The sequence below is a fragment of the Paraburkholderia sp. Tr-20389 genome, assembly GCF_017104565.1.
Taxonomy (GTDB): domain Bacteria; phylum Pseudomonadota; class Gammaproteobacteria; order Burkholderiales; family Burkholderiaceae; genus Paraburkholderia.
This window is the reverse complement of the sequence record NZ_JAAGPD010000070.1, coordinates 1-16199: the sequence shown is the minus strand read 5'-3', so window position 1 is coordinate 16199 and position 16199 is coordinate 1. Positions and strand designations below refer to the sequence as shown.

General features: G+C 62.1%; 11 protein-coding genes. 3 read left to right on the top strand and 8 right to left on the bottom strand.

Translation table 11 applies throughout. From position 1 onward, the window contains the following. Positions 1–18 precede the first annotated feature (18 nt). Positions 19–873 (bottom strand): alpha/beta hydrolase, encoded by an 855-nt coding sequence (locus G3N95_RS37765; RefSeq protein WP_205975179.1) that lies wholly within the window; start codon positions 871–873, stop codon positions 19–21. A 195-nt stretch (positions 874–1068) separates the two neighbouring features. Here G3N95_RS37765 and G3N95_RS37760 point away from each other — a divergent pair, with 195 nt between their 5' ends. Both G3N95_RS37760 and G3N95_RS37755 read left to right on the top strand, forming a co-directional pair. Further along, positions 1069–2073, top strand: a complete 1005-nt coding sequence (locus G3N95_RS37760; RefSeq protein ID WP_205975178.1) for a LysR family transcriptional regulator — start codon at positions 1069–1071, stop codon at positions 2071–2073. 194 nt (positions 2074–2267) lie between these two features. Further along, positions 2268–2579 (top strand): DUF4148 domain-containing protein, encoded by a 312-nt coding sequence (locus G3N95_RS37755; protein ID WP_205975177.1) that lies wholly within the window; start codon positions 2268–2270, stop codon positions 2577–2579. Between the two features lie 200 nt (positions 2580–2779). On the opposite strand, the gene G3N95_RS37750 is transcribed toward G3N95_RS37755, so the two are convergent. The 4 genes from G3N95_RS37750 to G3N95_RS37735 form a co-directional block, all read right to left on the bottom strand. Next, positions 2780–3847, bottom strand: a complete 1068-nt coding sequence (locus tag G3N95_RS37750) for a purine nucleoside permease (RefSeq protein ID WP_205975176.1) — start codon at positions 3845–3847, stop codon at positions 2780–2782. Positions 3848–4096: 249 nt separating this feature from the next. After that, entirely contained in the window at positions 4097–5023 is a 927-nt protein-coding gene (locus tag G3N95_RS37745; RefSeq protein ID WP_205975175.1) for a cation diffusion facilitator family transporter, read from the bottom strand. A gap of 58 nt (positions 5024–5081) precedes the next feature. Continuing rightward, positions 5082–6143 (bottom strand): selenide, water dikinase SelD, encoded by a 1062-nt coding sequence (gene selD, locus G3N95_RS37740; RefSeq protein WP_205975174.1) that lies wholly within the window; start codon positions 6141–6143, stop codon positions 5082–5084. A gap of 135 nt (positions 6144–6278) precedes the next feature. After that, positions 6279–11135: an NAD-glutamate dehydrogenase gene (locus tag G3N95_RS37735; protein WP_205975173.1), complete on the bottom strand. Its 4857-nt coding sequence runs from the start codon at positions 11133–11135 to the stop codon at positions 6279–6281. A 520-nt stretch (positions 11136–11655) separates the two neighbouring features. Between G3N95_RS37735 and G3N95_RS37730 the strand changes: the two genes are divergently transcribed. Next, complete coding sequence (locus tag G3N95_RS37730) at positions 11656–13086, top strand: acetate kinase (protein WP_205975172.1); 1431 nt, start codon at positions 11656–11658, stop codon at positions 13084–13086. A 77-nt stretch (positions 13087–13163) separates the two neighbouring features. Here the strand turns inward: G3N95_RS37730 and G3N95_RS37725 are convergent, their stop codons facing one another. The 3 genes from G3N95_RS37725 to G3N95_RS37715 are packed head-to-tail and all read right to left on the bottom strand — an operon-like array spanning position 13164 to position 15823. After that, positions 13164–14669 carry a hypothetical protein gene (locus G3N95_RS37725; protein ID WP_205975171.1) on the bottom strand — a complete coding sequence of 502 codons (1506 nt, stop codon included), beginning with the start codon at positions 14667–14669 and terminating at the stop codon, positions 13164–13166. An 8-nt stretch (positions 14670–14677) separates the two neighbouring features. Continuing rightward, positions 14678–15367, bottom strand: coding sequence for a C39 family peptidase (locus tag G3N95_RS37720; protein ID WP_205975170.1), 690 nt, complete (start codon positions 15365–15367; stop codon positions 14678–14680). Between the two features lie 3 nt (positions 15368–15370). Further along, positions 15371–15823 (bottom strand): hypothetical protein, encoded by a 453-nt coding sequence (locus tag G3N95_RS37715; protein WP_205975169.1) that lies wholly within the window; start codon positions 15821–15823, stop codon positions 15371–15373. Between the last annotated feature and the right edge of the window lie 376 nt (positions 15824–16199).

Sequence of the window (16199 nt, the reverse complement as noted above, 5' to 3'; positions counted from 1 at the left end):
TAGTTAATAGAAGTTTGTTTATCGGAGTGCGCGCTCGTCGAAGCGCCACTGGAAAAATCGGACCGCCTCCAGCAACGCGGCCGGATGATTGGCCAGCGCTGCGTGCGACACGCTCGGATATCGGACCACCTGCGTCTGCACGCCCGCGTCGATCAGATTGCTCGCGTACTTCTCCGCTTCGACGTGCAGCACGTCGTTTTGCGCGGTGGCAATCAGCGTCGCGGGCAAGCCCTTGAGCCGCACCGATTCCAGCGGCGCCGCATACGGATGCATCCGTTGCGAAGCCTGCGGCAGATACGCGCGATAACACGCCGCGCATTCGCTCGCCGTGATGTCCGAGCTCAAGCGCTTCTCGTCGCCGAGACGCGTGAGGCTCGGGTCGAGCATCGGTCCGAACAATGCTTGCGCTTCGATCCGCACATCCCCGCGATCGCGGCCGATGAACGCAAGACAATTCGCGAGCGAGCCACCTGCGTCGTGGCCCGCTACGCCGATCTTTTTCGTGTTGCCGCCGAACGCTCGTGCGCGGGTCTGCACCCACAGCGCCGCGCGATGCGCGTCTTCAGGCGCGGCTGGAAACGGAAACTGCGGCGCGAGCGAATAACCGACGGACACGACCAGCGCAGGCGTGTGCTGCGCGAAATAGCGCGCGGCGTAATCGGCTTCTCCGATCGAGCCGCGCACGAAACCTCCGCCATGAAAATAGAGCAGGATCGGCAAGCCGTTCTTTGCGGCGGCTCGCCGGTAAAGGCGCAACGTGATGTCCTGCGCGTAGCCTTCGATCTGCACGTCGGTGACGTCCAGCAAGGCAGCGTTGTCGCCAAGGCTCGTGCCGGGCGGGACAAAGGTGTGGCGCGGGTTGAATGCATCCATGTCGAACAGCGCAATGCGCGAAGCTATCGAATGGTGCGAATTGTGGCGTCAGCAGACTTCCAAATAAATGCCTATAATCCGGCAACACAATTCGGTGCACCTGAACAATCGAATGCCTTTATTCGACGCCTTTAGCCGGGCTTAGCGGGCTAAAGCGGATGCTTCAAAGTGCTCCGGCTCATTCGGAGGTTTGCAATGGACCGGCTCCAGGCCATGCAAGTGTTCACCCGGGTCGTCGACACGAACAGCTTCACCCGGGCTGCGGAAACGCTCGATCTTCCCCGCGCATCCGTCACGACGATCATCCAGAATCTCGAAGCGTTTCTCGGCACGCGCCTCTTGCACCGCACGACGCGCCGTCTGTCGTTGACGCCCGACGGCGCTGCGTATTACGAGCGCTGCGTGCGCATTCTCGCGGACGTCGAAGAGACGGAAGCGAGTTTCCAGAGCGGCAACAAGAAGCCGAGTGGCAAGCTGCGCATCGATATGCCGGGATCGATCGGACGTTTGCTCGTGATTCCCGCTTTGTGCGAATTCCACACGAAGTATCCGGATATCGATCTGCAACTCGGCCTGTCCGACCGCCCTGTCGACCTGCTGCAGGAAGGCGTCGATTGCGTGGTGCGGGTGGGCGCACTGCAGGATTCGTCATTGGTCGCACGCCGCATAGGGTTATTCGAGGGCGTAACGTGCGCGGCGCCTGCATATATTGAACGCGCCGGTATTCCTCATACGCTCGAAGACCTCGAACAGCATAAGGCGGTCAATTATTTTTCGAGCCGCACGGGCCGCGTGATGGACTGGTCGTTTCTCGTCGACGGGAAGGAAGTCGAGGTGAAGATGAAGAGCGTGGTGTCCGTCAACGATGCGGATGCGTACGTGACGTGCGGCCTCGAAGGCTTCGGCCTGATCCAGCCGCCGCTCTTCATGGTGCTGCCGCATCTGCGTTCGGGCCAACTCGTCGAAGTGTTGCCGGATCTGAAGCCTCTGCCGATGCCGATTTCCGCGGTGTATCCGCACAGCCGGCATCTGTCGTCGAAAGTGCGCGTATTCGTCGACTGGATTGCGGAGATTTTCGACCGCTGCCCGCTATTGAGCGGCCGCGCAAGCCTCGACAAAACCTGCACGCAACGCACGTTCGAGCAGAAAGAGTCCGCGCCGGAACTCAACACCCCCGTGATGACGGAGTGGGTTGCTTAATGCCACATCGCTCGCAAGGGCTTTAGGCAAATGAACAATCGCGGAGGCACCGCGCCGCGATTGTTCTGAAATTGCGACAATTCATTTCACGAAAGTCGGGTTTATCGCCCGCACGTCAAAGCCTACATTTCACCCTGTCGCAGCGCCGCACCACGACGGCACTGCAAACGAATCTGAATCGACAGGAGTGAATCATGAAGCGCAATCTGCTGGCAGGTCTCGTTCTCTCGTTGCTCGTCAGCGCACCGGCGTTTGCCGGCGGCGGCGGTGGCATCGGCCGCGCCGGATCGTACAACGATCAATGGTGGCAACACTCGACTAGCGCATCCGCGCCGAAGACGCGCGCAGAAGTGCGTGCCGAAGTCGCCGATGCCTATCGCGACGGCACGCTGCCTTCGCTGAACAAGACTTCATACCCGGAACAAGGCCTGATTGGCCGCACGCAAGCCGAACGCCTCGACAAGCAAAGCGGCGACGGCAACGTGCGCGTCGCACGCAGTCAATAAACGTGTTTTCGTTCTTATCGAAGGAGTCGAACATGAGCCCATCGGAACTCGACGACTGGGGTTCGGACGTTCCCGTCTGGACGCCATATCGTTCGCATTAAGCTCGCATCAAGCTCGCATCAAGCTGAAGCGTTCATTGAAAGACAAAGCGCTCAACCGCATAAAGCGATTGAGCGCTTTGCGTTACTAACGATACGACGTCAACGCTGCGGCACGCCGTTGCGCCATTCGCCCCAATGCGTAACGATGTCCTGAACCAGCGGATTGCCCGCACGGTACAGATTCTCCAGCGCGATCGTGAAGCCGCCTTGAGCGGCATAATTGAGCAGGTTGTCCGCGCTCGTCTGTCCATCATAAGGACGATCGAAATCTGAACCCGCGCGCAACACGGCCACACGATTCAAATCGACACGATGCACACTCGCCGCGCGCTTCAATGCTTCATAGGTCGAATTGTCTTCCTGTTGCGTCGTGCAATAGACGCCCTTGCCGTCCGTCAGAATCTTCGTCCAGTCGCGCGCGCGTTCGCCGAGCTTGGTGCCGGACCACCACGTATCGCCCGCCAGCGTGTCGCATTGAATGACAGTCGGCGGACGATTGGCAGGCGCATAGCTGTATTTGGCGCGCGCCGCTTGCGCATCCGCGTTGTCCGCCAGCACCACGTTGCGCGACAACGCGAAAGCCGTATTCGCGAGACGCGTATTCAGCTGGAAGACTTCGGTGCGGTAATCGAGCGGCGGCTTTTCCGTGGGGCTTTTCGTATTGATGCCCAGATAGCCCGTAGTCCAGCCAGCGGGAATTTCGCGTCCATCGATTTCCCACTGAATGCCGAAGTCAACGAGGTATTTGGCCCATGCTGCCGAGCCCACCGTGCCTTGAATCGGATCGATGCCCGCGATGCCCGCCACCATGAAATAGGTGTGGCGCAAATCGAAACGTGACGAGAACGCGAGCGCCATCGTCGATGCGGCGGCATTGCTGTGTCCCATGCCCGTCGTCATCACGCAGACGTCCTGCTTGTTGCAATGAATGTTCGGATAATCGGGCGACAGCCCTGCGACGGGAATGTCCTGCCACGGCCCGAGTTTATTGAGCCACACCTGCCCTTCCGGTCCGAACATCGAAATGATCATCACCTTGACAGAACGGCCATGCGATTCGCCACTGTCTTGCGCGAAACCATCGTCCTGCGCATTGGCCAGCGGCGAAACGGCCGTGCATGCGGCCAATGCCAGAGCCGTCAATGCGCCTACCGTGCGAGTTACCATGACAAGTCCTTTCTTTAAGCGCGTTAAAAGATTGGAACTGGAATGCATGCCCTCGCGTAACAGGGCGGAGCTTAGTATAGGTGGCATCGAATTGTTTTCCATTGGCTAATTCCACTTGCCGATACGATTAGCTGATTCGCATAAATCGAGTGCAAAACAGCAAGGCGAAAAGGTAGATGCAAAAACGAAAAGACCCGCGAACGATGCATCATTTGCACCATTCGCGGGTCCAGTTCCGCGCACGGAAGATCAATCCAGCGAAGCCTCGGTTCTCACTCTCGGCACGTCCGGCTCGAAAAACACCCAGCGCACTTGCGGAAACTTCTCCTGCAAATCCGCCTCGACGATATTGATCGCATCGACCATCGCGCGGCCGCTTTCATAGTCGATCATTTCCGCCTGCACCGCGACGACCACATGGCGTCCCCATTGCAGCGTGATCAGATTGATGATGCTGCGGATTTCCTTGCGCGTGCGCAGATGCGCTTCGATCGCACGCCGCACTTCCGGGCTTGCCGATTCGCCGATGATCATCGACTTCACTTCGCGCGCCACCAAAAACGCAATCACCATCAGCAACACACCGACGCCGATGGAACCGCACGCGTCGTACATCGGATTGCCCGTGATCATCGTCATCAGCACGGCGACGAAGGCCATCGCAAGGCCGAGCAGCGCGGCCACGTCTTCGCCTGTCACGACGAGCAATTCGGATTCACGCGTCTCGCGAAACCATCGCCACATCGATTTGTCGGGATTAGTCTTGCGTATTTCGCGGATCGCCCCCATCAGCGAGAACGTTTCGAGCACGACCGATACACCCAGCACGCCCAGCGCGATATACGCGTGCGACAAGGGCTCGTGCGCCATCAGACGATGAATGCCCTCATACACCGAAAACACGCCGCCCACGAAAAACAGCAGCAGCGCGACGATCAGCGAATAGAAATAGATCACGCGCCCCGCGCCGAGCGGATGCAGCAGGCTCGCGGGCCGGCGTGCCTGTTTCAGTCCGAACAGCAGCAAGACCTGATTGCCGCAATCGGCTGTCGAGTGAATCGCCTCGGCGAACATCGAGCCGGAACCCGTGAACGCCGCTGCCGCGAACTTGCAGACGGCGATGCCCGCGTTCGCCGCCAGCGCGTAAAAAATGGCCTTCGGTGATTCTTCTTTCATTGGCTCTTGTGGTTGGTCGTATTGCGATGCGTTGTGATGCGAATGGATGGATGAACGATCACACCACTTCGACACGCGGCGCGCCGTCGTGCAGTTCGCCGATCACCACTGCGTGGTCGAAGCCGTCGGCGCGGAAGATTGCGAGCACGTCGTCGGCGGCTGACGGCGCGCACGACACGAGCAGCCCGCCCGAAGTCTGCGGATCGGTCAGCAACGTGCGTGCGGTATCGGGCAGGGCATCGGCGAGAAGCACGTCTTCGCCATACGACGCCCAGTTGCGCCCAGACGCACCCGTGAATGTGCCCGCTGCCGCGAATGCCTCGGCGCCTGCAATCCACGGAAGATCCGCGTATCGCACGCGTGCGGTCAATTGCGCGCCGCGTGCGAGTTCCAGCGTGTGGCCGAGCAGGCCGAAGCCCGTCACGTCCGTCATCGCGTGCACGCCGTCGAGCGCGGCCAGTTCCGTGCCCGGACGGTTGAGCTTGGTCGTCGCGGCGATCATCGCGGCGTAACCCGCTTCATCGAGCTGGTTTTTCTTGAGCGCCGCCGACAGCACGCCGACGCCGAGCGGCTTGCCGAGCACGAGCACATCGCCCGCCTGCGCCGACGCATTGCGCTTCACACGCTTCGGATGCACGACACCGAGCGCGGCGAGGCCGTAGATCGGCTCCACCGAATCGATCGAATGGCCGCCTGCGACGGGAATGCCCGCCTGTGTGCAGACATCCTCGCCGCCGCGCAGCACGGCCGCGATCACATCGTGCGGCAGCACGTTGATCGGCATGCCCACCAGCGCAAGCGCGAGAATCGGCTTGCCGCCCATCGCGTAAACATCGGAGAGCGCGTTGGTCGCGGCGATACGGCCGAAGTCGTAGGGATCGTCGACGATCGGCATGAAGAAGTCGGTCGTTGCGATGATCGCCTGCTCGTCATTGAGGCGATATACGGCGGCATCGTCCGACGTTTCCGTGCCGACCAGCAGATCGGGAAACGACGGCATCGGCAGGTTGCGCTTCAGCAGATCGGACAACACGCCCGGCGCGATCTTGCAGCCGCAGCCGCCGCCGTGCGACAGACTCGTGAGGCGAGGAACGTTGGAACTGACAGCAGGTTCGTTCATGATGATGAAATGACGGTGGGTCGATCCGGCTATTATCCGGCAATCCGCTGCCACACCGTCGAATCGGTCCGTGCAAAGAAAAATGCGCCGTCATCTTCGCGACGACGGCGCGTGGTATCGAAGATCGCACGCAGGCTAGCTCGCCGACACCGGACGGCGTTCGAGCGTCGACATTTCCCGCACGATCACGAGCAGCATCGACAGACTCGCGCCGCCCGCCGCGCGCAGATCCGTCAGCAGTTGCGCATAACGCGTGAGCGCGTCCTCTCGTTTCGCCCGCCATGCTTCGACGACGCCCTCCGCCGTCATCGCCTCGGGCGCTTCCGCGAGGGCGCTCGTCGTCAGCACGCGCTTGAGTCGCGCAAGCTCGGCGAGCGCGGCGGCACGCGCCATCACGTCCCAATGCGTCGACGTCGGGAGCGACGCCGCGCGTTCGCCGATCCACCCATAGTTCAGTTGCGTGCTCAACGCGAAGTACACGCCCGCGACGAGTTCGAGACTGCGGTCCGTCGTCGCCGACACATCCGCGATATCGAGCAGCGCGGCCGGGATGTCGCCGCTCGCCACGCGCACCGCAAGCTCGCTGTCGACACCCGCATCGACGAGCACGCGCTGCCGCTCCGACAGCGCTTCGAGTTCCGCGGCGGGCAACAGCATCGGCAATTGCGGCGCAAGCCGTTGCGCGGCATCGCGGCACCGCGCGATCAAGGCCGTCACGCCGCCGTTCGTCACTTCGCCCGACTGCAGATGACGCAGGAACCACAACGCGGCGCGCTCCAGCAGCTTCGTGATTTCGACGAACATGCGCGCCTGCACGTCGTCGGCGACGCGATTGTCGAGCGCGTCGATATTGCGCCACACGTCGTTCAGATCGAACACGTCGCGCGCGATGATGCATGCGCGCACGATGTCGCCCGGCTTCGCGTCCGTCTCTTCCATCATGCTGTGCACGAACGCGCAGCCGACACGATTCACGAGCGCGTTCGTCAGGTGTGTGGCCAGAATTTCGCGGCGCAGCGGATGACGATGCATGGGCTCGTTGAAGCGCTGGCGCAGCGGCTTCGGGAAGTATTCGGTCAGCATGCCCGCAACCAGCGTGTCTTCCGGCACGTCGGATTCGAGCAGCGCGTCGTAAAGCCACATCTTGCTGTACGCGAGCAATACCGCACGCTCGGGTGACGTCAAACCCTGCTTCGCGGCGAGCCGTTCATTGATTTCGTCTTCGGGAGGCAGGAACTCGATCACGCGATTCAAACGGCCCGCGCGTTCGAGATAGCGCATCATGCGCATCTCGGCGTCGAACAGTTCGGCTGCATAGCGGCCTGCAATCGACAGCGCCTGGGTCTGATAGTAGTTGTCCTGCAGCACGAGCAGACCCACTTCCTCCGTCATTTCGGCGAGCAACGCGTTGCGCTGCTTCTCCGTCATCTCGCCGTCCGCGACCACGAGGCCGAGCAGAATCTTGATGTTGACTTCGTGATCCGAGCAATCGACGCCCGCCGAATTGTCGATCGCATCCGTATTCATGCGGCCGCCGTGCTGCGCGAACTCGATACGCCCGTGTTGCGTGAAGCCGAGATTGCCGCCTTCCGCGACCACCTTGCAGCGCAGATCGCAGCCGTTCACGCGCACGGCGTCGTTCGTCTTGTCGCCGACCTGCGCATGCGTCTCGCGGCTCGCCTTCACATAAGTGCCGATACCGCCGTTGTAGAGCAAGTCCACGGGCGCCTGCAAGATCGCGCGCACCAGTTCGGCGGGCGACAACGCGACAGCGTTGATGCCGAGCATCGACTGCACCGCCTGCGAAAGCGGAATCGTCTTCGCCGTGCGCGCGAACACGCCGCCGCCCGCCGAGATCAGCGCGGGATCGTAGTCGGCCCAGCTCGAACGGTCCAGATTGAAGAGCCGCTGACGCTCGGCGAAACTCGTCGATGGATCGGGGTTCGGGTCGAGAAACACGTGACGGTGATCGAACGCGGCGATGAGGCGAATGTGTTGCGACAGCAGCATGCCGTTGCCGAACACGTCACCCGACATGTCGCCGACGCCGACCACGGTGAAGTCCGTCGTCTGCGTATCGACGCCCATTTCGCGGAAATGGCGCTTCACCGATTCCCACGCGCCGCGCGCCGTGATGCCCATCTTCTTGTGGTCGTAGCCGACCGAACCGCCCGATGCAAAGGCGTCGTCGAGCCAGAAGCCGTATTCCTGCGAAATCGCGTTCGCGTAGTCGGAGAAGGTGGCCGTGCCCTTGTCGGCAGCGACGACGAGATAGGGATCGTCGGGATCGTGTCGCACCACGTCGGGCGGCGGCACGATCTGTCCGCCCACGCGGTTGTCGGTGAGGTCGAGCAGCCCGCGCAGGAACGTCTGATAGCACGCGACGCCTTCACGCATCCACACTTCGCGGTCGGTCGGCGGCGGCGGATTCTTCACGACAAAGCCGCCCTTCGATCCCACGGGAACGATCACCACGTTCTTCACCATCTGCGCCTTCATCAGGCCGAGGACTTCCGTGCGGAAATCCTCGCGACGGTCGGACCAGCGCAAGCCGCCGCGCGCGACGCGCCCGCCGCGCAGATGCACGCCTTCCACACGCGGCGAGTACACCCAGATTTCGAACATCGGTTTCGGCTCGGGCAAGCCCGGCACTTTCGCGGGATCGAACTTGAACGACAGATAAGGCCGCGGTTTGCCGTTCGCTTCGCGGCGGTAGTAGTTGGTGCGCTGCGTCGCGTTGATCACGCCGAGGAACTGGCGCAGGATGCGGTCCTCGTCGAGATTGGGCACTTCGTCGAGCGCGCTTTCGATCGTCTTCAATAGCCGCTCGACGCGTGTGTCGCGCGAGGTGGCAGGCGCCGGATCGGAGCGCGCGACGAACAGTTCGACGAGCATGCGCGCGATGGCGGGATTGCCCGTCAGCGCGCGTTCGATGTACGCATCGCTGAACGTCGAGCCGACCTGGCGCAGATACTTCGCATATGCACGCAGTATCGTCACTTCACGTGCGCTCAGTTGCGCGCGCAGTACGAGACGATTGAAGTTGTCGTCTTCGATATCGCCCGTCCACACGCGGTCAAACGCGTCTTCGAACAGATCCTTCACGCGCTCGATGTCGAACTCGGTATCGTCGGCGAGTTCGAGGCCGAAATCGTGGATCCATGCGGCGGCGGCGCCCGGCGTTTCGATCAGATAAGGCCGCTCTTCGTCGACGCGCACGCCGAGATGCTCGAGCATCGGCAGGCTGCGCGACAGCGCAATCGGCTCCCCCACGCGATACACCTTGAAGCGGAACGCGCGCGGACCGGCTTCGATCGGACGGTACAGATTCATTGCGATGTGCCCGGTGCCCTGCACGCGCTCGATCAGTTCGATGTCGCGCACAGCCGTGCGTGCCGGATAGTCGTCGCGATAGCCTGCCGGAAACGAATCCGCATAGTGCTGCAACAGACGGTTGCCCTGCTCTTCGCCGAATGCGTCGAGCAACGCGTCGGCGAGATCGTCCTGCCAGCGGCGCGACACCTGGATCAGCCGCGCTTCGAGTTCGCGCGTGTCGACATCCGGCATCGCACCGGGCTCCGCATGCACGACGAAGTGAATGCGCGCGAGCGTCGACTCGGACAGCAGCGGGGTGAATTCCACGTTCGTGCCGTTGAACGCGCTCATCAGCAGCTTCGCGATGCGCCGGCGCAAGTCCGTGTTGTACTTCTCGCGCGGCACGAACACGAGGCACGACACGAAGCGGTCGAAGCGGTCGCGCCGCAGGAACATGCGCGTGCGCTGATGCTCCTGGAGACGCAGCACGCCCATGGCCGTGTCGTAGAGTTCGTTCTCGTCGGCCTGGAACAGTTCGTCGCGTGGATACGTTTCCAGTACCGTCACCAGCGATTTGCCGAGATGTCCTTTAGGCAGAAAGCCCGCGCGCCGCACGATGTTCGCGCACTTGCGGCGCACGATCGGAATCTCCGACGCCGACGCCGTATAGGCCGTCGATGTATACAGCCCGATAAAACGCCGCTCGCCGCTGATCTTGCCGTCCGGCCCGACCAGCTTCACGCCGACATAGTCGAGATAGCCGGGGCGATGCACGGTTGCGCGCGAATTGGCCTTGGTCAGAAAGATGGGGGCGGCACCCGCGATGATATCGGCAGCGGCGGGCGGCAGCGGCGTCACCTCCGACGCGCCCTGCGGCCGCAACGTCTCGCGCAGGATGCCCAGACCCGAGCCGGCGAGGCCGCGAAAACCATACTGGCCGTCATGCGTGACGAGTTCGTAATCGCGCTGGCCGAGGAACGTGAAGTGGTCCGCGACCATCCATTCGAGGAACGCACGCGCTTCGACGCCTTCCGGACTGGTCTCGCGCGCGGCCATGTCGCGGATCGTCGTACGCGCGATGTCGACGATCTTCGGCCAGTCCTCGACGGCCGCGCGCACGTCGCCGAGCACCTTCGCGATCTCGTTGCGCAATGCATCGAGCTTCGCCGCGTCGCCGCAACGGTCCACTTCGAAATGGATGAACGACGCGAGCTGCGACTGGCCGTCATCGCTCGATGCGCCGCCGGGTGCGATGCGTTCGATGCCGCCGTCCTTGCCGCGCCAGATGCGAAACACGGGATGCAGCACGGAATGCAGCGCGAGCCCCTGACGGTTCACGGCCATCGCAACCGAGTCCACCAGAAACGGCATGTCGTCGTTGACGATCTCGATGACGGTGTGATCGGAATGCCAGCCGTGCTGTTCGAGAATGGGGTTGTAGACGCGCAACCGCTCGCTGCCCGGCACGAAGCGCTGCGCCGTTTGCCAGTGCGCCATCGCGGCGCCGTAAAGGTCGGCGATGCCGCGGCTTTGCAGGTCGTCCGCGTCGGCGAAATCGTAGTAGTGGCGCAGGAGAGGTTCGACGGCTGCGAATGCGGGCTCGGGCAATCGTCCTCGCGCGAATTCGACGACATCGTTGAGCAGATGAGCAATGGCTTCTTCGTTTTTCGCTTGCATGACGTCCTCCGCGTGGGGCGACAATCGGCTGCATCGACTGAAGCGCATTATGCACCCGTTGAGCCGAAACGGATTGTGCACGCGCACATCGGACATGCTTGCTCGCGGCCATGACAGAAGCGTGTCGGCGCAAACGGCGGATGGCGCAGCAACGGACTTGGAGGATCCATAAAAACGCTTCGTTCTGTTGGCTAACGATCACAGGCCAGGGTTCTTCTTATTAGCGGATGCACCCCTGATGCGTTAGGCTTTTATGGTCCGGAATTAAGGCAAAAGACGATCATCTTTAAAGGCTTTATTGCGGATGCATGGAGACAAGTTCGAATTGCACACCAATAGCGACTCACGGTTTCAATACCGATGACATTCGCAAGCATGGAGATACGCCCAAGTCGCGTTAATGGAGCCTAACGAGGGAATACTTCATGCCCAGCACAACGACTGGACATGTCGATGCCGCTGGCCTGTTGTCTAGGTGTACCGGGGTAGAACCTGCAAGCCTGACATGGAGAACAGACCCATGAAGCGCGAGCCATTTCGACATGTGCGGACGATCAGTTACGCGACGATGCTTCTCTTTTACGTTGAAGCGCATGCGCAGTCGCTGAACGATCAAACCGCACAGGAAAATATCGCAACCCTTCGCCAGGAACTGAACAACCGTATAAAGGAACTCGAAGCACTCAAACAGAAACTCGCCGAAGAAGAAGCGCAATTCCAGCAATTAAGCAAAGCACTTGATTCACGCATGCTGGACGCAAGCCGCGGAGCAGGCCAGCCCGGCGCGGGCGCGGGTGCGGCGGCCGCCACGGGCATCGCGCAAAACGCCGGTGCCGGCGACAACACGGGCGCGGCGCCCAGCACAGGCGCAGGCACAACAGCGGGAGCAGCAACAGGTGCAGCGCCTGCGCCCGCGATCAACATGGCGCAGAACGGCGGCGACCAGCAGACCCAACCGGCACAGCCTGTCGGCCAGGCGCCCATCCCCGATACGGCGCCGCCCGCCGTCGCGCCGATCTTCGATCAACCCGGCGTGCTCACGCCGCGCAACAAGTTCGTGCTGGAGCCGTCGTTCCAGTTCGGCTATTCGTCGTCCGACCGCGTGGCACTGGTCGGCTACACGATCATTCCCGCATTGCTGATCGGTTTGATCGATGTGCGCGAGATCAAGTCGAATGTGCTCACAGGCGGTCTTGCCGCGCGCTACGGCATCACCAACCGGATGGAGTTCGAGGTGCGCGTGCCGTACGTCTATTCGACCAACGACACGGTGAGCCGCGAGATCTTCACGGGCTCCGCGCAGGACAACGTCTTCAACAGCAGCGGCCACGGCATCGGCGACGTCGAAATGACGTTGCGCTACCAGTTGAACGAAGGCGGCCCGGACAAGTTCTATTACATCGGCTGGCTGCGCTTCAAGACGGCGACGGGCAAGAGCCCGTTCGACGTGGTCACCGACTGCGTGACGCGCTGTATCGGCAATACGACGGGCACGGGCCTGCCGCTCGAACAGCCGACGGGCACGGGCTTCTATGCGATCCAGCCTGGCCTCACATGGCTGTTCCCGAGCGACCCCGTCGTGTTCTTCGGCAACTTCAGCTATCTGCACAGCTTCGGCCGCAGCGATCTGAGCCTGCACATCCTCAACGGAGAGACGGATCCCGTCGGCCACATCCAGCCCGGCGACATCTACGGCTTCAACATCGGCATGGGTCTCGCGCTGAACGAAAAGGCTTCGTTCAGCATCGGCTACGACCAGAGCATCGTGCTGCCGACCAAGCAGAACGGTCAGAGCGTGCCAGGCTCGGTACGCGTGATACTGGGCACGCTGCTGGTCGGCTACTCATACCGCATCACACCGAAGACGACGCTGAACTTCTCGCTAGGCGCCGGCCTCACGCGCGACACGCCGGATCTCACGCTGACCTTCCGCATGCCGATCCAGTTCTGAGCGGCCTGCTGCTTAGACCGCTATCGAAACAAAGGCTCGCGACGCATAACGCGTCGCGAGCCTTTTTATTCGGCCTTCTATCGCGGCCTGACTGAATTCATCAAGGCGTTGTTCAAGGTCGCGCCGACATTCATGTTCTTGAACAGACCCAATGAATTGACGGCTGCATTGATCGTCGTGAGCGTCTGAATGTTCTGGTTGCTCAGCGTGTTCTGGATCACCGCGCCCGACAATCCAGGCACGGACCCTTGCTGCGCGATGTTGCCTCCGCCGTTTTGCAGCAGCGAGCCCATGTTCGCCGCCGCGAGCGCTTGCGCCTGCTGGGTCGTCATGTTGCTCAGGTCCGGAATGTTGAAGCTGGTCTGCGTGACGAGATTGCCGTTCACGACTGCCATCCTCGAAATGCCGAACGAGACTTTGAGACCGTTTGCCACGTCGAAACCACCGCGCATCGTGTCGAGCTTTTCTTCGCTGAGCGCAACCGTCGTTTTCGACGACCAGTTCGGATCTTCGGCACTCGCTTGCGCTTTCAACTCGCGGTTGGCGCCGGGGGGCGTGTCATTGCGCGCAGATTGAGGCACTTGAGGCACGGCGATGGGTGCCGCATACGAGACGGGCGCTTTGCTTTGCGTCCGGGCAACGGATGCGGGCGCTTCTTTGAGCGATGTTCGTGATGAGGCTTGTGGCGAGGTTTGCGGCGGCGTTCTCTCTGGCGCGCTCGCCACTTCCTTTGCTTCGCGTTTGACAGGTACGGCTATCGGCCTTGCGTACGAAACGGGCGGCTTGACGATCTCCGCCTCGTTCGCGACGGGCTCTGCATGCGCGGGCGACACGGGGGGCGGTGTCGGCGTGGCATCGAGAGTCAGCGCTTCAGACTGCATCGGTTTCGACTGCGCGCGCTGTTCTTCGTGCTGCTCGCGCGGCGCGGGGGATTGTTCGGCCTTGTCGACCTTGTCGGCCTTGTTGGTGTTTTCAGCTTGATCGGCTTTGCGCGCCGCAGCCGCGATCGGCGCCGCATACGACACCGGAAGCGGTTTGACGGCATGCTCGGCCTTCTGCGCGATGACAGACTCTACTGTCGTTGCGTCCCGTTGTTCGACGGCATCGCGCTGCGCGAGTACATCGCTTCCCTGCGGCGATGCAACCGAAGGCGATGGCGCTGGATCGACGGCATACGACGCTTCGTTGATGACCGTATCGCTCGCGATGTCGGCCGGCACCACAGGCGCTGCGCCGACCGCTTCGTCGGCGGCCTCCTTGCGCGGCGTCACGACGGCAATCGGCGCCGCATACGACACGGGAACGGGATGCATGCCGTCGGCGTCGTCCGCAAACGCACGCGGCTTCTGCGACGACAACGTATCGACGACGGCCTGCGTGATGGCATCGGGCGCATTCGTCACTTCGATCGAAGCCGCCGTGTCGCGCATCACCAGCGGCTCGATCGTCCCGCCCGCGACATCGGGCGCATTGGCCGCTTCCGCAGCGGGCGCGCTTTGCTCGAACGCGTGCGCGCCGAACGTCACCATCGAGCCACATAACATCGTGGCGATACCGGCGATTTTTCGGGTCTCCGTTTTCATGATGGCCCTCAGAAATCACTCGCGCCGTGCTTGGGCATCACGGTGAAGAACAGACCATCGCGATTGACGCCCGTATAGAGCGGCGCAGCGGGCGCTACCCGCCAGTCGACGGGATCGTTGAAGACCCCGACGCCGGGTTTGTTATGGATGACGAACAGGACCTGGTCTTCCCATTTCGCCTCGAAGCTCTTCAACGGCATGGGCCGCGTGCCCGTCGCAGGATCGCCGACCAGCACGCGGTCATTCTTCAGGCCCTTCACCACGACGAAGTGGTGATAGCCGCTTTCGCTGATCAGCACGATGGCGGGCGTATTCGTTTCGACGAGTTTTTGCAGCGGCAACTCATAGCCGTCCGCGATGAAGCCGCGACGCTCCAGAAAACGCTTGATATCGAGCAGCGAAAAACCCTCGGTGCGGATCTTCGCCTGATCGCCGTTCTCGTACATCTCCTGGAATGCCGTCTGTTCGTTCACGGGATAGTTGTACTGATACGTGAGCAGCGTCGCCACGGCCGCGGACCCGCAGCTGAAGTCGAACTGCTGCTTGATGGTCCGCTTGAAGCGAGCCTCTTTCAGGCTCGTCACGTGCATCGCGTAACCCGCGCCCGACGGCTCGTAGATCGTGATGGGGTCGGCGCGCGCCGCGCCTGCCGCCGTCAGCGCGCACGCCAGAAGCCACACGGCTCTGTGGAGTTTCATCGCTCATTCCCCGAAGCGAACATTGACGATCGTCGCGTTCTGGATCAGCACATTCGCGCCCGTGTTCTGTATCACGGTGGGCAAGCCGCTCGAACTCGAGAACGAGCCGCCCGTGATCATGTTCGAGCCGGTGTCGACGCCACGCGCGGTATTGTTCGCGACCGTGCCGCGCAGGTTCATGTCGTTGAAGACCTGCTCGCCGCCGCGATGCGCATCGAGCTGCTCGGCCGTCATCGCGACGCCGAAAGTCGCGTCGGCTGCACTCGCCGGTGCAGTCGATGCGGCGGCCGTCCCCGTCTTGTCCGCGCTCGCTTGCGCAGCGGGTGCAACAACAGCGATCGACGTATCCGCCTGCACGGGAGAACGCAGTTCGCCGGCAACGACATGGGCTGCGAGGCCCGGCAATCCAATGGCGACAGGCAGTACCCACATCGCAATGCGTTTGAACGCCTGCATGGTTGTCTCCTGGTGCTTCGCCCGTCCGTGCTGCAACGGCCTTGCGGCACGCGCAGCGGTGCGCGGCGAAGTAAGACTTGTGCGACCGTCGCCCGGCGCGGCTACCCCGTGCGCCTGACGATGGAACAGAAGCCGTGGAGCGCGAACGCCCCACGGCACATCACACAACGACTTGTCGACGCTTACCGTCCTTCAGACCGGTTAGCGGCCGACAGCCAGGTTCGCCTGCACTGTGACAGCCTGCTGCACCATCGACGCCATGCCGCTGTTCTGGTTCAGAACCATAATGCCGGCCGCCGACTGTGCTGCGCTCGCCATGTTGTTGGACATGTCGAATGCGCCCGTCGTCACCGCGACTGCACCGCCGGCACCGCCA